The organism is Stenotrophomonas sp. 22LJNL06-5-1 (genome assembly GCF_056861455.1).
Map to the genome: position 1 here is coordinate 508162 of NZ_JBSPUE010000001.1, position 19049 is coordinate 527210.

General features: G+C 67.2%; 21 protein-coding genes and 1 pseudogene. 10 read left to right on the forward strand and 12 right to left on the reverse strand.

The features are described 5' to 3' along the window. Nucleotides 1-26 precede the first annotated feature (26 nt). The 3 genes from mgtE (at nt 27) to AC13GF_RS02370 (ending at nt 2583) form a co-directional block, all read left to right on the forward strand. Entirely contained in the window at nt 27-1388 is a 1362-nt protein-coding gene (gene mgtE, locus AC13GF_RS02360; protein ID WP_010483662.1) for a magnesium transporter, read from the forward strand. Between the two features lie 60 nt (nt 1389-1448). After that, the gene (locus AC13GF_RS02365; RefSeq protein WP_483003078.1) at nt 1449-1715 is read left to right on the forward strand and encodes a hypothetical protein; all 267 of its coding nucleotides are present in this window, start codon (nt 1449-1451) and stop codon (nt 1713-1715) included. 70 nt (nt 1716-1785) lie between these two features. Beyond that, on the forward strand, nt 1786-2583 hold the full coding sequence (locus AC13GF_RS02370; protein ID WP_483003080.1) for a carboxylesterase family protein: 798 nt from the start codon (nt 1786-1788) through the stop codon (nt 2581-2583). 69 nt (nt 2584-2652) lie between these two features. Here AC13GF_RS02370 and AC13GF_RS02375 read toward each other — a convergent pair whose 3' ends face one another. The 4 genes from AC13GF_RS02375 to AC13GF_RS02390 all read right to left on the reverse strand — a co-directional run bounded on the left by AC13GF_RS02375 (nt 2653) and on the right by AC13GF_RS02390 (nt 5296). After that, nucleotides 2653-3144 carry an REP-associated tyrosine transposase gene (locus AC13GF_RS02375; protein ID WP_483003082.1) on the reverse strand — a complete coding sequence of 164 codons (492 nt, stop codon included), beginning with the start codon at nt 3142-3144 and terminating at the stop codon, nt 2653-2655. Nucleotides 3145-3276: 132 nt separating this feature from the next. Beyond that, nucleotides 3277-4227, reverse strand: coding sequence for an aspartate carbamoyltransferase catalytic subunit (locus AC13GF_RS02380; protein WP_126928593.1), 951 nt, complete (start codon nt 4225-4227; stop codon nt 3277-3279). A 15-nt stretch (nt 4228-4242) separates the two neighbouring features. Then, nucleotides 4243-4737, reverse strand: a complete 495-nt coding sequence (ruvX, locus tag AC13GF_RS02385; RefSeq protein ID WP_483003084.1) for a Holliday junction resolvase RuvX — start codon at nt 4735-4737, stop codon at nt 4243-4245. Beyond that, nucleotides 4730-5296: a YqgE/AlgH family protein gene (locus AC13GF_RS02390; protein ID WP_005408377.1), complete on the reverse strand. Its 567-nt coding sequence runs from the start codon at nt 5294-5296 to the stop codon at nt 4730-4732. The genes ruvX and AC13GF_RS02390 overlap by 8 nt, the downstream gene beginning before the upstream one ends. Nucleotides 5297-5387: 91 nt before the next feature. On the opposite strand from AC13GF_RS02390, the gene AC13GF_RS02395 reads away from it, so the two are divergent. Both AC13GF_RS02395 and AC13GF_RS02400 read left to right on the forward strand, forming a co-directional pair. Beyond that, nucleotides 5388-7175, forward strand: a complete 1788-nt coding sequence (locus AC13GF_RS02395; protein ID WP_483003086.1) for a DUF4153 domain-containing protein — start codon at nt 5388-5390, stop codon at nt 7173-7175. Then, the gene (locus AC13GF_RS02400; protein WP_483003088.1) at nt 7172-7717 is read left to right on the forward strand and encodes a DNA-3-methyladenine glycosylase I; all 546 of its coding nucleotides are present in this window, start codon (nt 7172-7174) and stop codon (nt 7715-7717) included. Before AC13GF_RS02395 ends, AC13GF_RS02400 begins: the two co-directional genes overlap by 4 nt. Before the next feature lie 82 nt (nt 7718-7799). On the opposite strand, the gene AC13GF_RS02405 is transcribed toward AC13GF_RS02400, so the two are convergent. From AC13GF_RS02405 to AC13GF_RS02415, 3 genes are all read right to left on the reverse strand, one after another. Then, on the reverse strand, nt 7800-8507 hold the full coding sequence (locus AC13GF_RS02405) for a YitT family protein (RefSeq protein WP_024956077.1): 708 nt from the start codon (nt 8505-8507) through the stop codon (nt 7800-7802). Nucleotides 8508-8599: 92 nt separating this feature from the next. After that, nucleotides 8600-9049, reverse strand: coding sequence for a GNAT family N-acetyltransferase (locus AC13GF_RS02410; protein ID WP_483003090.1), 450 nt, complete (start codon nt 9047-9049; stop codon nt 8600-8602). Between the two features lie 95 nt (nt 9050-9144). Continuing rightward, complete coding sequence (locus AC13GF_RS02415; protein ID WP_005412490.1) at nt 9145-9354, reverse strand: DUF4287 domain-containing protein; 210 nt, start codon at nt 9352-9354, stop codon at nt 9145-9147. 93 nt (nt 9355-9447) lie between these two features. On the opposite strand from AC13GF_RS02415, the gene AC13GF_RS02420 reads away from it, so the two are divergent. Continuing rightward, on the forward strand, nt 9448-10344 hold the full coding sequence (locus tag AC13GF_RS02420) for a LysR family transcriptional regulator (protein ID WP_483003092.1): 897 nt from the start codon (nt 9448-9450) through the stop codon (nt 10342-10344). Between the two features lie 50 nt (nt 10345-10394). On the opposite strand, the gene AC13GF_RS02425 is transcribed toward AC13GF_RS02420, so the two are convergent. The 3 genes from AC13GF_RS02425 to AC13GF_RS02435 form a co-directional block, all read right to left on the reverse strand. Further along, on the reverse strand, nt 10395-11378 hold the full coding sequence (locus AC13GF_RS02425; RefSeq protein WP_483003094.1) for an aldo/keto reductase: 984 nt from the start codon (nt 11376-11378) through the stop codon (nt 10395-10397). 180 nt (nt 11379-11558) lie between these two features. Next, complete coding sequence (locus tag AC13GF_RS02430) at nt 11559-12701, reverse strand: PilT/PilU family type 4a pilus ATPase (protein WP_006422552.1); 1143 nt, start codon at nt 12699-12701, stop codon at nt 11559-11561. A 100-nt stretch (nt 12702-12801) separates the two neighbouring features. Beyond that, nucleotides 12802-13839: a type IV pilus twitching motility protein PilT gene (locus AC13GF_RS02435; protein WP_006422551.1), complete on the reverse strand. Its 1038-nt coding sequence runs from the start codon at nt 13837-13839 to the stop codon at nt 12802-12804. An 87-nt stretch (nt 13840-13926) separates the two neighbouring features. Between AC13GF_RS02435 and AC13GF_RS02440 the strand changes: the two genes are divergently transcribed. Further along, on the forward strand, nt 13927-14604 hold the full coding sequence (locus AC13GF_RS02440) for a YggS family pyridoxal phosphate-dependent enzyme (protein WP_043398305.1): 678 nt from the start codon (nt 13927-13929) through the stop codon (nt 14602-14604). Nucleotides 14605-14622: 18 nt separating this feature from the next. After that, complete coding sequence (proC, locus tag AC13GF_RS02445) at nt 14623-15444, forward strand: pyrroline-5-carboxylate reductase (RefSeq protein WP_483003096.1); 822 nt, start codon at nt 14623-14625, stop codon at nt 15442-15444. A gap of 59 nt (nt 15445-15503) precedes the next feature. Here the strand turns inward: proC and AC13GF_RS02450 are convergent, their stop codons facing one another. Continuing rightward, nucleotides 15504-16379, reverse strand: a complete 876-nt coding sequence (locus tag AC13GF_RS02450; protein WP_483003097.1) for a LysR family transcriptional regulator — start codon at nt 16377-16379, stop codon at nt 15504-15506. 71 nt (nt 16380-16450) lie between these two features. On the opposite strand from AC13GF_RS02450, the pseudogene AC13GF_RS02455 reads away from it, so the two are divergent. Further along, a pseudogene (locus AC13GF_RS02455) lies at nt 16451-17080 on the forward strand (short chain dehydrogenase); the annotation flags it as partial. A gap of 66 nt (nt 17081-17146) precedes the next feature. Here AC13GF_RS02455 and soxR read toward each other — a convergent pair. Further along, nucleotides 17147-17581, reverse strand: a complete 435-nt coding sequence (soxR, locus tag AC13GF_RS02460) for a redox-sensitive transcriptional activator SoxR (RefSeq protein WP_032127734.1) — start codon at nt 17579-17581, stop codon at nt 17147-17149. A gap of 29 nt (nt 17582-17610) precedes the next feature. On the opposite strand from soxR, the gene AC13GF_RS02465 reads away from it, so the two are divergent. After that, the gene (locus AC13GF_RS02465; RefSeq protein ID WP_483003099.1) at nt 17611-19032 is read left to right on the forward strand and encodes an MFS transporter; all 1422 of its coding nucleotides are present in this window, start codon (nt 17611-17613) and stop codon (nt 19030-19032) included. Nucleotides 19033-19049 lie beyond the last annotated feature (17 nt).

Here is a 19049-nt window from a genome sequence, read left to right on the forward strand (position 1 = left end):
GCTTTTCTTATCCCGCGGGAGCTGCGATGGCTGAAGCTGTACGCCACGACAAGACTGCACGCCAACTGCGGATGCTGTCCGACGCGCTGGACAGCGGTCGGCTGGGCCCGGTGCGCCGCCTGGTCAACACCCTGGCCCCGGCCGAGATCGGCAACCTGCTCGAATCGCTGCCGCCGGGCAAGCGCGAGGTGGTGTGGGGCCTGGTCGATCCGGAAGATGACGGCGAGGTGCTGGTCCACGTCGGCGACGACGTGCGCGAGAGCCTGCTCGCGGACATGGACCCGGACGAAATCATCGCCGCGGTCGAAGACCTGGACATCGACGACCTGGCCGACCTGGTCGAAGACCTGCCGGACACGGTCATCGACGAAGTCCTCAAGTCGATGGACCGCGAGAACCGCGAGCGCCTGGAGCAGGTGCTGTCCTACCCCGAGGACAGCGCCGGCCGCCTGATGAACCCGGACGTGGTGACCGTGCGCGCCGACGTCAACGTTGACGTGGTGCTGCGTTACCTGCGCCTGCGTGGCGAACTGCCCGACCACACCGACCACCTGTTCGTGGTCAGCCGGCGCCATCAATACCTCGGCCGGGTGTCGCTGGCGGCACTGGTGACCCACGAGGACACTACCCCGATCAACCGCCTGATCGACGACGAGCAGCCGGCGATCGATGTCGGTGAAAGCGACCAGGAGGTCGCCCGCCAGTTCTCCGACCATGACTGGATCTCGGCGCCGGTGGTGGACGACAACAACATCCTGGTCGGCCGCATCACCATCGATGACGTGGTCGACATCATCCGCGGCCAGGCCGAACACCAGGCGCTGGGCGCCGCCGGTCTGGACGAGGACGAAGATCTGTTCAGCCCGGTCTGGCGCGCCATGCGCCGCCGCCTGATGTGGCTGTCGGTGAACCTGTGCACGGCGTTCCTGGCCTCCAGCGTGGTCGGTCACTTCGAAGGCACCATCGACAAGCTGGTGGCGCTGGCCGTGCTGATGCCGATCGTGGCGGGCCTGGGTGGCAATGCCGGCACCCAGGTGCTGGCGCTGATGGTGCGCGGCCTGGCACTGGGCCAGGTGGGCGCCTCCAACGCGCGCACGCTGCTGTGGAAGGAAGTGCGGGTCGCCTTGTTGAACGGTGTGATGCTGGGTTCCGTGCTGGGGCTGATCGTGCTCGCCTGGTTCCATTCACCCGGGCTGTCGGCGGTGATCGCCATCGCGCTGACCTGCAACCTGCTGTTCGCAGCACTGGCCGGCGTGCTGGTGCCGCTCACATTGAAACGCTTCGGCTTCGATCCGGCGCTGGCCAGCGGCATCTTCCTGACCGCCGTGACCGACTCGATGGGCTTCTTCACCTTCCTTGGCCTGGCCACGCTGGTACTGCTGCACTGAACCCTGCAGGGTCGGATCCCCGCCACGCGGGGCTCTGATCCGATCCCAACTGGAACACCCATGGCAACAACGATCGAAAACTACTTCCAGCCCGGCTGGCGCGACCAGCAGCACACCTGCCCGGCCTGCGAATGGAAGGGCTGCTCGCGCGCCATGGTGATGGAGCTGGACGAGGATGCCACCGAGTACGACTGCCCGGTCTGCGAGAACCCGCTGCTGGTGGTGCTGCATCCGGACATGACGCAGGTACAGGCAGCTGCCGCCGAAGGCAATGCCGAGGCGCAGGAGCAGCTGGACATCATCGCCAGCTTCCCGCGCCCGCAGTGACGCGGCGCACGATGCCGGGCCGACGTCGGCGGACTACGATGCAGGCGATCTCGCCGCTTCGGGAAACCCCATGGTCCGTTTGCTGTCGCGCTGGCTGCCACTGCTGGCCCTCCTGATGATGAGTGGTTGCACGTCGCTGCCGGACAGCGCGCGTGGCCGCTTCGAAGCCCGCGCGGTGAAGGTGGACGGGGACACGGCCTACTACCAGGTGTTCATTCCGGCCGGCGTGCAGGCCACCGCTCCCACCAACCTCCCGGTCATCCTGTTCCTGCACGGCTCCGGCGAGCGCGGCGCCGATGGCATCAAGCAGACCCACGCCGGGCTGGGACCTTACCTGCGCGAGCATCCCGACTTTCGCGCCCTGGTGGTGTTCCCGCAGGTACCGGGCCACGAGGAATGGAGCGGGCGCAACAACCGTGCGGCAGTGGCCGCACTGGACGCGACGATCGCCGAATTCGGCGCCGACCCGGCACGGCAGTACCTGACCGGCATGTCGATGGGCGGCTACGGCAGCTGGAACATCGCTCTGGACGACCCGCGCCGCTTTGCCGCGATCGTGCCTGTGTGTGGCGCCGTGCTGGCACCACGCGCAAAGCGCCCGACCCTGTTCGTCGAGCAGGTCGCCCAGGAAACCGACCCGTATGCCGTGATCGCGCAGCGCCTGCGGCACACGCCGATCTGGATCTTCCACGGCGCGCTGGATGACGTGGTGCCGCCGGACGACGACCGCAGACTGCATGCCGCATTCCAGCGCGCCGCTGCACGTGACGTGCGCTACACCGAGTTCCCGGAAGGCAACCACAACGCCTGGGACGCCACCTATGCGGACCCGGCAATGTGGGAATGGCTGTTCGCGCAGAAGCGATGAACCACGACATCCGGTAGGTACCCACCAAGGTTGAAGCCTGGTTTCGGTGGGTGCCAACCTTGGTTGGCACTATTTGTCCGCGCCCATGAACTTCGCCTTGGCACAGGAACCTTCGAGTTCCCACTCACACCACGCATGCGGGTACTCACCAAGCTGTGTTGCCAGCCCCGCCCTGATCGGATTCGCCATCAAATACATTGCGTGCCGGAACAGCGATTCATCAGAGCGGATCGCATGATCGTGATAGCAGGACTGCCAGAAGCGCCCCACCCTGCCCAGTACCCGGTTTGCGTGCACGGCCGTACGCGATTTGAAGCGCTTCATGACAACGTCGAGCGATGCCGCGCGCAGCTGCATCAACCAGTGGACGTGATCCGGCATGACCACGTAGGCGATCGAATGGGTCAGACCTTCCAGATCCAGACGCTGGAACTCCTGCATGGCGGTAACCGCAACGGTGTCATTGGCGAACAGAGCCGCCCGGCCATGCACGTTCGTCGTGAGGATGTAGCTCTGGCCGATACTGGAATGACGGCCTAGCAGGAGGCGGGTGCTGTTCATGCAGAAGAGCATGGGCGGGCGCATGTTCCCTGAACATAGGGAAATCACCTTCGCCCGAGTAGGCCAGTGCCAACCAAGGTTGGCACCCACCACACCAGCAATACCAACCAAGGTCGGCACCCACCAGGGCGATCAGCCCAGCAGGGTTTCCAGCACGGCCATGCGCACGGCGACGCCGTTGGCGACCTGGCGCAGCACCCACGACTGCGGGCCGTCGGCCACCTCGTCGGTCACTTCCACGCCGCGGTTGATCGGGCCCGGGTGCAGCACCGCTGCATCCTTGCCGGCGCGGGCCAGACGATCATTGGTCAGGCCGTACTGCGCGTGGTACTGCTCCAGCGACGGCACCAGGCCTTCCTCCATGCGCTCGCGCTGCAGGCGCAGCATCATCAGCGCGTCGACGCCTTCCAGCATCGCGTCGAAATCATCGCCGACCACGCAGCCCTTCAGGGTCTCGTCGTCCGGTAGCAGCGACTGCGGGCCGCACACGCGGATCTCGCCCACGCCCAGCGTACGCAGCGCATGCAGGTCGGTACGGGCCACGCGTGAGTGCTTCACGTCGCCGACGATCACCACCTTCATCTTCGAGAAATCCGGGCCCTTGGCCTGGCGCAGGGTCAGCATGTCCAGCAGGCCCTGGGTCGGGTGCGCGCTGCGGCCGTCGCCGGCGTTGATCAGCGCAGTGCCCTCGCCCGCCGCTTCGGCCAGTGCGGCCACGGCGCCATCATCCGGGTGGCGCACCACGAAGCCACGCACGCCCATCGCTTCCAGGTTGCGCAGCGTGTCGCAGGCGGTTTCGCCCTTGCGCGTTGAAGAGGTGGAGGCATCGAAGTTCAGCACGTCGGCGCCCAGGCGCTGTGCGGCCAGCTGGAACGAGCTGCGGGTGCGCGTGGAGGGTTCGAAGAACAGCGTGCACACCGCCGAACCGGCCAGCACGTGGCGCTTGTTGCCGACGCGGCCGACTGCGGCATCGCGGATCTGGCCTGCGCGGTCAAGCAGCTGCAGCAGGGTCTCGCGCGGCAGGCCCTCCAGGGTCAGCAGGTGGCGCAGGCGTCCGGAGGCATCGATTTGCTGGGCGGTCATGGCGGTGTCGGGCAGTCAGGGAATGGGGGTGGCGTCGTCGGGGGACGACAGCCAGCGATCGATGATCACCGCCGCGGCCACGGCATCGAGGGCGGCCGCATCACGGCGGCGCTTGCGCCCTTCGGCGCGCTCGACGGCGAAGCGGCGGGCGGCTTCGACAGAGCTGGAACGCTCGTCGATCATCACCACCGGCAGCTTGAAACGTTCCCGCAGCTGGCGGGCGAAGCCCTGCGCACGCTTGCGGTTGGGCTGGTCCTGGCCGTCCAGGGTCAGCGGGTCGCCGACCACCAGGCCGTCGGGCTTCCATTCCTTGAGCAGGCGTTCGATCGCGGTCCAGTCCGGGCCGTTGCCGTGCACATCGACCACGGCCACCGCACGCGCATGCGCGGCGAAGGCACTGCCGATGGCTACACCGATACGGCGCGAGCCGACATCGAAACCCAGAACGGTGCCATCACGACGGATTGCCGGGGCAGCAGAATCCGACGCGGGCGCGATGGGCTCAGACATGGCCGCTGTAGTCGGTCAGCCGGAACAGGTCCACGCCGATGCGCGAGGCCGCACCCTGCCAGCGCTGCTCCAGCGGCAGCTGGAACACCAGTTCGGCATCGGCCGGCACGGTCAGCCAGCTGTTCTCGGACAGCTCGCTTTCCAGCTGCCCAGCGCCCCACCCTGCACAGCCGAGGGTGACCACGGCATTGGCCGGACCTTCGCCGCGCGCCATCGCTTCGAGGATGTCGCGCGAGGTGGTCAGGTACAGGCCGTCGCCCACGGTCAGGCTGGAATCCCACGCCCGCGCGTCGTCATGGATGACGAAGCCGCGCTCGGGATGTACCGGGCCGCCGTTGAGCACCATGCGTGCCTGCAGGTCGCCATCACCGGTGGTGATGTCCATCTGTGCAAGCACTTCACCCAGCGTGTACTCGGAAGGCTGGTTGACCAGCACACCCATCGCCCCGTTCTCGTCGTGCTGGCAGATCAGCGCGACGCTGCGGGCAAAGGTCGCGTCGAGCAGCGACGGCAGCGCGACGAGCAGGTGATCGGCAAGGGAGGTCGGCGTTACAGGCATGGGCCCATTCTACCTGCTGGGGGCGGGATGGTCGCGCGATGGCGCCGAACAGCGATGGGCTAGGATGGTGCTTTGCCATGGAAGGTCATCGATGCAGTCTTCATCGCCCCTGACCCTGCCGGCACGCAGCGCTATCGTCCTGATCGCCCTGCTGCAGGGTCTGATGCTGTATGCCGCGCAGGAACTGTCCGATGCGTGGCCGTTCCGCGATATCGGCTGGCGCTACTGCTGGTACGCCTGGGTGCTGGCCATTCCCAGCGCGGTGGCGCTGAGCCTGGTCGAGCTGGGCCAGCGCCGCCTGTGGCTGCAGGCCGCGCTCGGCTCGGCGGTGGTGCTGGCGCTGGCCGCCTGGATCGGCTGGAACCTCAATGGCGAGACCGCACTGGAGTCGAGCGCGCTGCAGTTTCCACTGACCCTGGGCATGGCCGTGGCGGTGTTCGTGGCCCTGCCCTGGTGGCAGTTCCAGCTGCAGCACGGGCATTGGCGCGCCAGCTACCCCGAGTTGTTCGAGCGCGCCTGGCAGAACGGTTTGACCCTGGCCCTCGCCGCACTGTTCACCGGGCTGACCTGGCTGCTGCTGTGGCTGTGGGCGGCGCTGTTCCAGCTGCTGGAGGTGACGTTCTTCCGCGACCTGTTCCGGCAGGACGCGTTCATCGCGCTGGCCACCGGCAGCCTGGCTGGGTTCGGTGTGCTGATCGGGCGCACCCAGCACCGCGCGATCCAGATCACCCGCCAGGTGCTGTTCGCGATCTGCCGCGGGCTGCTGCCGCTGCTCTCGTTCATCGCCGTGCTGTTCGTGCTGAGCCTGCCGCTTACCGGGCTGGAGCCTTTGTGGAAGACCCGCTCGGCCGCCAGCCTGCTGCTGGTGCTGTCGCTGTTGCTGGTGACGTTCACCAATGCGGTCTACCAGCAGGGGGAAGACAGCGCCCCCTACCCCCTGCTGCTGCGCCGCCTTGTTGAAGCCAGCCTGCTCGCGCTGCCGGTCTACGCGGCCCTGGCACTGTACGCGCTGGGCCTGCGCGTCGCGCAGTACGGCTGGACCGTGGACCGGTTCTGGGCAGTACTCATCGCGTTGGCCGTGGCCGGCTATGCCGTGGGCTACGCGCTGGCGGTGCTGCGCCGGCAGAGCCGCTGGCTACAGATGCTGGAGTCGGTCAACCGCTGGATGTGCTGGGCGGTGCTGGCACTGGCTTTGCTGGGCAACTCGCCGCTGCTGGACCCGGTGCGGCTGGCCCTGTCCAGCCAGCTGGCACGCCTGCGCGCGGACCCGCCGGCGATCACCAGCAGTGACGTCAACGTGCTGCGCTTCGATCTTGGGCGCCGTGGCGTGCAGGCGCTGCGCGAGTTGCAGCGTGATCCGGCCATCACCGCCGATGCCAACGCGCCACAGGTGATCGCCGCAGCACTGGCACGTACCTCACGCTGGGACGACGGACAGCGCCTCGACAAGGGGCCGCAGGACGTCGTCGCCCTGCAGCGCGCGCTGAAGCTGGCCAAGGGATCGAGCTCGCCGCCGGACGATTGGTGGCAGGCACTGGCCACGCGCGCGATCAATGGCGAATCCTGCGCCCAGAGCGAGCGCGACTGCCTGATCGTGCATCGCGACCTGGACGGCGACGGTACCGGCGAAGTGCTGCTGTGCGAGCTGTACACCCACCGTGGGCCGGACTGCGTGCTGTACGCACGTGGCAGGGATGCCCGGTGGCGCCGGGCCGGTTCACTGTTCGGCACCGTCAGCGGCCAGGCCGAGGCGATCAACCAGGCCCTGCGTGATGGCGAACTCACTCCCGTGCCACCGCGCTGGCCGATGCTGTCCATCGGTGGGCGCCCTGCGCTGGCCATCGATCCCGAACCCGAATCCAACGAGTCTTCCCCATGAGCGGCTACTGCCTCATCGCCCCGGGCCATCCGGTGCACGACTACTACCACGCCAACGAGTACGGCTTCCCGCAGCGTGAGGAGCGCGAGCTGTTCGAGCGGCTGGTGCTGGAAATCAATCAGGCCGGCCTGAGCTGGGAAACAATCCTGAAGAAGCGCGAGGGCTTCCGCGCAGCCTATGACGGCTTCGATGTGGACCGCGTGGCAGCATATGCCGAGCAGGACATCGAACGCCTGCTGTCGGACGCAGGCATCATCCGCAACCGGCTGAAGGTACTGGCGGCGATCCACAACGCGCAGGTGATCCAGCAGCTGCGGGCCAGTCATGGCAGCTTCGCGGCGTGGCTGGATGCGCATCACCCGCGCAGCAAGGCCGACTGGGTGAAGCTGTTCAAGAAGACATTCCGTTTCACCGGCGGCGAGATCACCGGCGAGTTCCTGATGAGCCTGGGCTACCTGCCCGGTGCGCATGCTGAGGACTGCCCGGTGCATGCGCGGCTGCTGAAGCTGTCGCCGCCGTGGCTGAAGGCCGCCGGCGGTTGATGAGTATCCGCCGGGCATGGCCCGGCGTTACCACGCATGGGTTCCGATAGTGCCGGCCGCTGGCCGGCAACCCCGTTGGACGTCACACGCCCATGTAGCGGCCCGGGCGGTGGTTGAACATCAGCACCAGGCTGAGCACCACCGCACCGATGGCCGAGTACAGCACCTTCGACGGCGACAGCACGAAGAACGCGGCCACCATCAGGCAGGCGTCGTAGGACATCTGCACCTTGCCCGCGCTCCAGCCACGGGTGCGCTGCAGGTACACCGCCAGGATGCCGATGCCACCGAGGCTGGCGCGGTGGCGGATGAAGAACAGGATGCCCAGGCCGGACAACGCGCCGCCCACGATCGCCGAATACAGCGGGTTGATGTGCGAGAAGTCGATCCAGCGCGGCAGCAGGTCGGTCAGCACGCCACAGGCGGTGACCGCGGCGAAGGTCTTCAGGGTGAATTCCCAGCCCATGCGCCGCAGCGCCACCCAGTAGAACGGCAGGTTGACCAGCACGAACACCAGGCCGAAGTTCCAGCCCATCGAGTAGTGCAGCAGGAACGCCATGCCGGCCATGCCGCCGATCATCAGCCCGCCCTTGGCGAAGATGGCCAGGCCCAGCGAGGCCACCATCGTGGCCAGCACCATGCCCTGCACGTCCTCGGCGATCGAGTGGCGCAGCGCTTTTTCGTCGGCGGTGGTGCCGGCGCTGTCGGGCGGCGGGGTCAGCGGACCAGCGGTGACCAGGTGGCCGTCAGCGTCGTCGCACGGCGCGGGGCCATGGGAGGGAAGGGACATGCGGGTGGGGAAAAGCAGGTGGGGAGCGGTATTAGACACGATCTGCATGACAGTTGCAGATGAAATCGTTCAGCCAACTTCGCCCATTCAGGTTATTTCGGGACCACTGCAGGCAGCACGGCCAGCATGTCCTCTCCGTCGTCGTCCATCCCGGTCTCGACGAACCCGAAGCTGCCGTAGAAGGCGCCGGCCACCGGGTTGCGCGGGTTGTAGCAGATCTCGATCTCGGCCAGCCCGGGCGTGGCCCGGATCTGCGCCAGCGCCAGTTCCAGAGCGCGTCGACCGATGCCACGGCCCTGCCAGCGTTGATCGACCATGAAGCGCCAGATCGACATCCGCTGCGGCGTCTCCGGCACCCACATGAAGAACCCGACCCACTCGCCATCGGCACGGATGGCGCGGGTCTGGTACCCGGGATGGAATGCCGCCTGCACCAGCGACCAGGTATTGCTGGCCACGAAGCCCTGCTGCGCCTCGCTGACGTCGAGGTCGCACACCGCCTCGTAGTTGTCGGGGGTGATCGTTTCCAGCGTGACCTGCATGCGGGCGTCCTGCCTGAGGATGAACGCCCAGTCTGCCCGCCCCTGCAATCCGCGGGGCGAGGCCGCCGACAACCGTTCAGCGCGGGGTTGCCTGCTCAGCCCTTGCCGGCCAGGTGGTGCGCCACCAGCGCGTTGGCGTGGCCATGGCCCAGCCCATGCTCACTTTTCAGGAAGCTGACCAGTTCCATGTGTTTCAGGCCCTTCTTCCCGGCCAGCAGCCCGAACCAGTGCGCAACCGGCTGCCCGTAAGTCTTCTCGATGGAGGGGAAGTACGAGGCCGGGCCCTTGGGCTTTTCAGTGCTCATGCGGAAGCTCCTTGCGTTGGATGTACCGGTACGACGAACAGGGGAGCCGGAATTCGACAGGCCCGTTCAATCCGGGAGCCTTATCATCCGATCATGCCCCGCGAAAACCTCAACGACCTGCAGGCCTTCGTGCACGTTGCCCGCGAGGGCAGCTTCACCAAGGCCGCCGCCCAGCTGGGCGTCTCCCAGTCCGCGCTCAGCCATGCCATGCGCGGCCTGGAACAGCGCCTGGGCGTGCCCTTGCTGACCCGCACCACCCGCAGCGTGTCCACCACCGAAGCCGGCGCCCGCCTGCTCGACACCCTGGGCCCACGCCTGGCCGAGATCGAGGATGGGCTGGCCGCACTGGCCGAGTACCGGGAACGCCCGGCCGGCACCATCCGCATCAATGCCACCGGCCACGCCGCCGAGTACATCGCCTGGCCACGGCTGGCGCCGCTGCTGCAGCAGTATCCGGATTTGAAGGTGGAACTGGCTGCCGACTACGGGCTGGCCGACATCGTGGCCGAGCGCTACGACATCGGCATCCGCCTCGGCGAGCGCCTGGCGCGCGACATGGTCGCCGTGCCGATCAGCCCGCCGCTGCGCATGCGCGTGGTCGGTGCACCTGGCTACTTCCGCCAGCATGTAGTGCCACGCCATCCGGACGAGCTGGCAGACCACAACTGCGTGACCCTGCGCCTGCCCACGCATGGCGGGCTGATGCCGTGGGATTTCGGCCAGGACGGCAACGAACTGAGCGTGCGCGTGAGCGGCCAGTGGACCTTCAACACCATGGGCATGACCCGCGCCGCTGCGCTGGCCGGCAGCGGACTGGCCTGGCTGCCGGAAGACCAGGTGCAGCCGATGCTGGACGACGGCCGCCTGCAGTCGGTGCTGGACGACTGGTGCCCGCACTTCGATGGCTACTACGCGTACTACCCGTCGCGCCGCCACGTCACCGTGGCGATGCGCACGGTGCTTGATGCGCTGCGCGGGCCGATGGGGTGAGGGTTGAGGAGTGCGGACCAACGGTCCGCACCCACCACCAACGGTGCGAGTCAGCCCTTGGCCTGCGCCGCACGCTGCGGGTTGTAGCGCTCACCAACAATCGATACTTCATCCAGCGCCTGCGCGATGCGCTGCAGTTCCTCCGGCGCCAGCTGCAGGTCGGCCGCGCCCAGGTTTTCTTCCAGGCGATGGACCTTGGTGGTGCCTGGAATCGGAACGATCCACGCCGCCTGCGCCAGCAGCCAGGCCAGCGCCACCTGCGCCGGCGTCGCGCCACGTGCCGCAGCGATCGTACTGATGCGATCCACCAGCGCCTGGTTGGCGCGGCGTGCTTCCACTTCGAAGCGCGGCACGGTGTTGCGGAAGTCGTTGGCGTCGAAGGTGGTATCGGCGTTGATCGCACCGGTCAGGAAGCCGCGGCCGAGCGGACTGAACGGCACGAAACCAATGCCCAGTTCCTGCAGAGTTGGCAGCAGCTCGCGCTCGGGCTCGCGCCACCACAGCGAGTACTCGCTCTGCACGGCGGTGACCGGCTGCACCGCATGCGCACGGCGCACGGTGGCGGCGCTGGCCTCGGACAGGCCGAAGTGGCCGACCTTGCCTTCGGCGATCAGGTCGCGCACGGTGCCGGCCACATCTTCGATCGGCACGTTCGGATCGACGCGGTGCTGGTAGAACAGGTCGATATGGTCGGTGCGCAGGCGCTTGAGGCTGGCTTCGGCCACTGCACGGATGTTCTCCGGGCGGCTGTCCAGGCCGGTGTCGACGCGCGCGTCCTTGAAGCCGAACTTGGTGGCGATCACCAGCCTGTCGCGGTACGGCGCCAACGCCCGGCCGAGCAGGTCTTCGTTGGTGTACGGGCCATACACTTCGGCGGTGTCGAAGAAGGTCACGCCGCGCTCGACGGCGGCCTGCAGCAGAGCGATGCCCTGGCCCTGCTCCACCGGCTGGCCGTAGGCGTGGGTCAGGCCCATGCAGCCCAGGCCCAGGGCGGAAACCTTCAGGCCACTGCGGCCGAGTTCACGTGTCTGCATCGTCGTGCTCCAGAGGGGGAGCGCTGACGATACGCCTGCAGGGGCCGCCGATTGAATGGGCAGCATCGCAGTTGGTCATGACTGGAATTCATCAATGCGCAGAGCCGCCCGCCCGTAGAGTCGAGCTTGCTCGACTCGAAAAGAACAGTCGAGCAAGCTCGACTCTACGGAACACGCAGGTCACCGGATCTCGGAAATCTCCACGCCATCCAGCCCCTGCGACAGCGTACGCGCGTCGCCGCCCTGGCTGAGCTTGATGCGCAGGCGCACCTCGTTCTGCGAATCGGCGTAACGCAGCGCGTCCTCGTAGCTGATCTCGCCGGCCTGGTACAGCTCGAACAGGCTCTGGTCGAAGGTCTTCATGCCCAGCTGGACCGAGTCCTTCATCACTTCCTTCAGCTTGTGGATCTCGCCGTCGCGGATGTAGTCCTGCACCAGCGGCGTGCCCAGCAGGATCTCCATCGCCACCTTGCGCGAGCGGCCATCGGGCGAAGGAATCAGCTGCTGCGCGACCACGCCCTTCAGATTCAGCGAAAGGTCCATCAGCAGCTGGTTGCGGCGGTCTTCCGGGAAGAAGTTGACGATGCGGTCCATCGCCTGATTGGCGTTGTTGGCATGCAGGGTACACAGCACCAGGTGGCCGGTTTCGGCGAACGCGATGGCGTGGTCCATGCCTTCGCGGGTACGCACCTCGCCGATCATGATCACATCCGGCGCCTGGCGCAGGGTGTTCTTCAGCGCCGCTTCCCAGCTGTCGGTATCGATGCCGACTTCGCGCTGGGTGATGATGCAGCCCTCGTGCTTGTGCACGAATTCGATCGGATCTTCGATGGTGATGATGTGGCCGGTCGAGTTCTGGTTGCGGTAACCGATCATCGCCGCCAGCGAGGTCGATTTACCGGTGCCGGTGGCGCCGACGAACAGGATGATGCCGCGCTTGGTCATTGCCAGCGTCTTGATGATCGGCGGCAGGCTCAACTCTTCCACGGTCGGAATACGCGTCTCGATGCGACGCAGCACCATGCCGACCTGGTTGCGCTGGTAGAAGCAGCTCACGCGGAAGCGGCCGACACCGGACAGGCCGATGGCGAAGTTGCATTCGTGGGTCTTCTCGAATTCCTCGCGCTGTGCCGGGGTCATCACGTTGAGGACCAGGTCGCGGCTCTGCTGCGGCGTGAGCGGGGTCTGCGTGATCGGCGAGATCTTGCCGTTGACCTTCATCGCCGGCGGCATGCCTGCGGTGATGAACAGGTCCGAGGCGCGCTGGTGCGCCATCAGCTTGAGGAACGAAGTGAAATCGATGGTGGTCGCGGTGGTGTTCACGGCGGGCTCCCAATGGGGCGTGTACCAGGAAACGGTCGGTGGAGGAAACGGCGCGGGAACGACGGCGCACTGGCGCACGCCGCCCCGTTGCGGCCCCGCCTTACTCGAACAGGCGCTTGTCCTTGGCGTAGTCGCGGGCCTGGTTGCGGGTGATCAGGCTGCGCTTGACCAGGTCCTGCAGGTGCTGGTCCAGGGTCATCATGCCGTACTGCTGGCCGGTCTGGATGGCCGAATACATCTGCGCCACCTTGTCCTCGCGGATCAGGTTGCGGATGGCCGGGGTGCCGACCATGATTTCCCACGCAGCGGTACGACCGCCGCCGACCTTCTTCAGCAGCGCCTGCGAGATCACCGCGCGCAGCGACTCGGACAACATCGAGCGCACCATCGGCTTTTCGCCGGCCGGGAACACGTCGATGATGCGGTCGATGGTCTTAGCCGCCGAGCTGGTGTGCAGGGTGCCGAACACCAGGTGGCCGGTTTCCGCAGCGGTCAGTGCCAGGCGGATGGTTTCCAGGTCACGAAGTTCGCCGACCAGGATGATGTCCGGGTCTTCACGCAGCGCCGAGCGCAGTGCTTCATTGAAGCCATGCGTATCGCGGTGCACTTCGCGCTGGTTGATCAGGCACTTCTGCGAGGTGTGCACGAATTCGATCGGATCCTCGACGGTGAGGATGTGCCCGTATTCGTTCTTGTTGATGTAGTCGATCATCGCCGCCAGCGTGGTCGACTTGCCCGAACCGGTCGGGCCGGTCACCAGGATCAGGCCCTGCGGCTGCTGGATCACCTCGCGGAACAGCGGCGGGCAGGCCAGGTCCTCGAGGGTAAGCACCTCGGACGGAATGGTACGGAACACCGCACCGGCGCCGCGGTTCTGGTTGAACGCGTTCACACGGAAGCGCGCCAGCGACGGAATCTCGAAGGAGAAGTCCACTTCGAGGAATTCCTCGTAATCGCGGCGCTGCTTGTCGGACATGATGTCGTACACCAGCGCATGGACCTGCTTGTGGTCCAGGGCTGGGATGTTGATCCGGCGAACATCGCCGTCCACGCGGATCATCGGCGGCAGGCCTGCGGACAGGTGCAGGTCGGACGCTTTGTTCTTAACGGAAAACGCCAACAGCTCGGCGATATCCATGAGCGGCTACTCCCCAATAACGGCTTCGACTGGAAGGATCTTTCCCCGGGCGGCAGTATAGCCTCCTGATTCAACGGAACGCGTTACGTGGCCACTCCCCTGCCCCAGATCCTGAGCAACCTGCATGCCGCCGCCGAGGCCGCGGGCAGGCCCGATCCACGCCTGCTAGCGGTGTCCAAGACCCAGCCGGCCGAGGCCGTGGCCGCGCTGGCCGCACAGGGCCAGCATGCCTTCGGCGAAAACTATGTGCAGGAAGCCCTGGCCAAGATGCAGGCACTGCAGCACCTGGCGCTGGAGTGGCACCTGATCGGCCACCTGCAGTCGAACAAGGCCGATGCCGTGGCCAGCCATTTCGACTGGGTGCAGAGCGTGGACCGGCCCAAGCTGGTGACTGCGCTGGCACGCCACCGCCCGGCTGCGCGCGGCCCGCTGAACGTGCTGATCCAGGTCAATATCGACGACGAATCCAGCAAGCATGGCTGTGCACCGGAAGAAGTGGATGCACTGGCCGCAGCGATTGCCGCCGAACCCACCCTGCGCCTGCGTGGCCTGATGGCGATTCCCGCGCCGTGGCCCGAGGCCGAGCGCCGTCGGGATGCATTCGTGCGCATGCGCACACTTTTCCAGTCGCTGGCCGCCCAGCACGCGCAGATCGACACGCTGTCGATGGGCATGAGCAGCGACTACGCCGAAGCCATCGCCGAGGGCGCCACCCTGGTGCGCATCGGCACCGCCCTGTTCGGCGCGCGCCCGCGCCCGGCCTGATTTTCCAAGGAGACTTCCATGGCAGCTGATTCCATCACCTTCATCGGCGGCGGCAACATGGCCCGCAGCCTGATCGCCGGCCTGATCCGCCAGGGCGTGCCGGCCGCGCACATCCACGTGGCCGAACCGGTCGCCGCACTGCGCGCGTCACTGGCGGCCGACTTCGGCGTGCAGGTGCACGACAACGCCGCCGATGCCGCCGCGCAGGGCCGCATCTGGCTGCTGGCGGTGAAGCCGCAGGTGCTGCGTGAGGTCTGCCAGTCGCTGCAGGCGCTGGCCCAGGCGAACCAGCCGCTGGTGGTGTCGATTGCCGCCGGCATCACCAGCGCCCAGCTGGAACGCTGGCTGGGCGGCAATCTGCCGGTGGTGCGTGCGATGCCGAACACCCCGGCCCTGCTCGGCGCCGGTGTGACCGGCCTGTACGCCACACCCTCGGTGGATGCACAGCAGCACGCGCAGGCCGAACAGGTACTGGCCAGTGCCGGGCGCACGGTGTGGATCGACAGCGAATCGCTGATGGATTCGGTCACTGCTGTATCCGGCAGCGGACCGGCCTATGTGTTCCTGCTGGCCGAAGCGATGGAAGCGGCGGGTATTGCCCAGGGCCTGCCGGCCGACGCCGCGCGCACGCTGGTGGTGCAGACCCTGCTGGGCGCCTCGCGCATGCTGGATGAGGCTGGTGAGAGCCCGGCGGAACTGCGCCGCCGCGTGACCTCGCCGAACGGCACCACCCAGGCCGCGATCGAGAGCTTCCAGGCCGGTGGTTTCGAGGCGCTGGTAGACACCGCACTGCGCGCCGCGCAGGTGCGTGGGCAGGAACTGTCTGCGGCGAATGATTGATCCCGATGTGTGCCGACCAACGGTCGGCACCCACCGTCATCCACGCCATGCGTGGATGCTCATTGCCCCAACGTGGTCATGACGAAATCGACGAAGCACTGCAAACGCGGGCGCGGCCTGCGGTCAGGCAGGTAGATCAGGTGCATCGGCCGCGGTTCGGGCAGGTAGTCGCGCAGCAGCGGCTTCAACCGCCCTGCCGCGATTTCGCCGGCCAGCAGTGCGGTCGGCTGCAGCACCAGCCCTGCTCCGGCCACGGCGGCTTCGCGCAGCGCCAACCCATCATTGCAGGTCAAGCGCGCCTCCCAGTCCACCTGTTCGCCGTTGGCCAGCTGCCAACCATGGCCTCCGCGCCAGGCCAGGTGGCTCAGGCAATCGTGCCCCTGCAGATCCGCGGGCGTACGCGGCGTGCCGCGCCGGCGCAGGTAGGACGGTGCCGCACACAGGCTCATCGCATACGGTGGCAGCGGCCGCGCCACCACCTCCTGCGACGGCAGTGGCCCGACCCGGATCGCCACGTCGAAGCCGTCCTCGATCAGATCCACACGGCGGTTGCTCAGCTCCAGTTCGATGTTCAACTGCGGCTGCGCGCGCAGCAGGCCGGCCAGCTGCGGCGCCAGCACGCAGCTGCCCCAGGTGGTCGGCGCGGTAACCCGAAGCAGGCCACGCGGCTGTACCTGCAGGCCGGCCACGTCGGCTTCGGCCTGCTGCACCTGCTCCAGCACCTGCCGGCACCCGGCCAGGTAGGCACTGCCGGCTTCGGTCAGGCGCTGGCGGCGGGTGTTCCGTTGCAGCAACGCGGTGCCCAGGTGCGCCTCCAGCTGCTGGATGTACTTGCCGACCATCACCGCCGACACCTGCAGCTGTTCGGCGGCCCCTGCAAAGCTGCCGCGCTCGGCTACCGCGACGAAAGCCTGCATGCAGCGAAGGGTATCCATTGCTAATCCAGAGTTAGGAATCTGCGAAGCATACCCCGCTTACCTAACCCCACTGTGACGGCGCAGACTGCGCTCACTCCCTCACGCAAGGAACGGCCATGAAGATCCTTCTCGTCGGTGCCAGCGGCACCCTCGGCCAGGCAGTCGCCCGACAGCTCGGCCAACAGCATCAGATTCTCGCCGCTGGCCGCAACAGCGGCGAACTGCGCGTGGACCTGACCGACGACGCCAGCGTCGCCGAACTGTTCTCGCGCACCGGTCCGGTCGATGCGGTGATCTCCACCACCGGCTCGGTGCACTTCGGTCCGTTGCAGCAGATGACGCCAGCACAGTTCAACACCGGCCTGCAGGACAAGCTGCTGGGGCAGGTGCGGCTGGCACTGGCCGCCCAGCACCACCTCAACGCCGGCGGCTCGATCACCCTGACCAGCGGCATCATCAGCGCCCAACCGATCCGCGACGGCGTCAACGCCACCTCGGTGAATGCCGCACTGGAAGGCTTCGTGCGCGCGGCGGCGCTGGAACTGCTGCCGCGTGGCCTGCGCATCAACGTGGTCAGCCCGAACGTGCTGGTCGAATCAATGGCGACCTACGGCCCCTACTTCCCGGGCTTTGAAGCGGTAAGCGCACAGCGCGCGGCGCTGGCCTTCCAGCGTGCAGTGGAAGGCATCCAGAGCGGCGAGACGATCACGGTCTGGTAAGAAAAAGGGGACGGAGGGGATTAAGTCGTTTGTGCATTTGCGACTTAATCCCCTCCGTCCCCTTTTTCATTCCCAGCGCATCGGGCCGTCGCCGCGTTCGCCGAGGACGTCTTCGGGGTTGGCCAAGCGGCAGCGCTGCAGCGACAGGCAGCCGCAGCCGATGCAGCCGGTCAGTTCGTCGCGCAGCAGTTCCAGCATGTGGATGCGCTCCTCGAGCTCGGTGCGCCAGCGCGCGGACAGCTTGGCCCAGTCGGCCTTGGTCGGCGCGCGGCCCTCGGGCAGGCTTTCGAAGGCACGGCCGACGGCTTCCAGCGGCATGCCCACCCGTTGCGCGACGCGGATCACGGCCAACCGTCGCAGCACGTCACGGCTGTAGCGACGCTGGTTGCCCGAGGTGCGCAGGCTGCTGATCAGCCCCTTGCGCTCGTAGAAATGCAGCGCGGAAACCGCCACGCCACTGCGCTGGGAGACTTCGCCAACGCTGAGTTCCTGGGACACCATTGCTTGACCTAAACTGCGGTTGAGGTGGCATGCTGCTATCTTCGCCGCCAGTTGACAAGCGCGGCCCGCATCTGACTCGTATGTCCCCCACTCTTTCGCCCGCCGACGCCCGTGCGCCGGCTGATACGTCGATCCTGTCCCCCCGCTATCGCGCCACCACCATCGGCATGGTGGCGCTGGTGGCACTGCATGCCTTCGAAGCCCTGGCGGTGGCGGCGGCCATGCCGACCGTGGCCGAGGCGCTGGATGGCCTGCGCCTGTATGCGCTGGCCTTCGGCGGCACCCTGGCTACCAGCGTGATCGGCATGACCCTGGCCGGACGCTGGGCCGACCGCCAGGGGCCCGCCAAGCCACTGTGGTACGGCCTGGCCTGCTTCGTGCTGGGGCTGCTGCTGGCCGGCTTTGCGATGCGCATGGGCATGCTGGTGGCCGGGCGCCTGCTGCAGGGTCTGGGTGCGGGTGCGATCTCGGTCTCGCTGTACGTGATGGTCGGGCGCAGCTATCCCGAACACCTGCGCCCAAAGGTATTCGCCGCGTTCTCCGCGGGCTGGGTGGTGCCGTCAATGATCGGCCCCGCGCTGAGCGGGCTGATCGTGCAGCATCTCGGCTGGCGCTGGGTGTTCCTGGCCGTGCCACTGCTGGCCATTCCGGCCGCGCTGCTGCTGCGCCCGGCACTTACGCGCATGCAACCCACCGATGGCGGCCTCGCCGACGATGGGCGAGGCACCGTGGTGCGCTGGGCCAGTGGCGCCTCGTTGGCGGCGCTGCTGCTCTACTTCGGCGGCCAGCAGCAGGGCCTGCCTGCGCTGCTCTGCATCGGTGTGGCACTGCTGGCGCTGCTGTTCTGCGTGCACCGCCTGCTGCCGGCCGGCACTTTGATCCTGCGCCGCGGACTGCCCAGCGTGATCGCGCTGCGCGGCGTCGCGGCAGCCGCATTCTTCGCCTGCGAGGCCTATCTGCCCCTGCTGCTGCAGCGCGAACGCGGGCTCTCGCCCAGCTGGGCCGGCGCCGTGCTCAGTCTTGGCGCACTGGGCTGGTTCGCTGGTTCATGGCTGCAGGGCCACCAGCAGCGTGGCTGGTCGCGCCATCAGCTGCTGCGCATGGGCACGCCGCTGATGACGATCGGTATCGCCGCCACACTGGCCGTGCTGTTCAACGCGGTGCCGCTGCCGGTGGCCCTGATCGGCTGGGCCATGACCGGCTTCGGCATGGGCATGATCTACGCCAGCCTGTCGGTGCTTACGCTGTCGTTGTCCGCACCGCACGAGCAGGGTGCCAACACCTCGGCACTGCAGCTGAGCGAAGCGCTGTCAGTGACCACCGCGCTGGCGGTTTCCGGCGCACTGTTCGCGCTGTTCGTGCAAAGCGCACCCCACACCGGCTACGTGCTGTGCCTGGCAATCACCTTCGGCCTGGCGCTGCTGGCCACGGTAATCGCGCGGCGGGTGTAGCGCCGCCGCATTGCGGG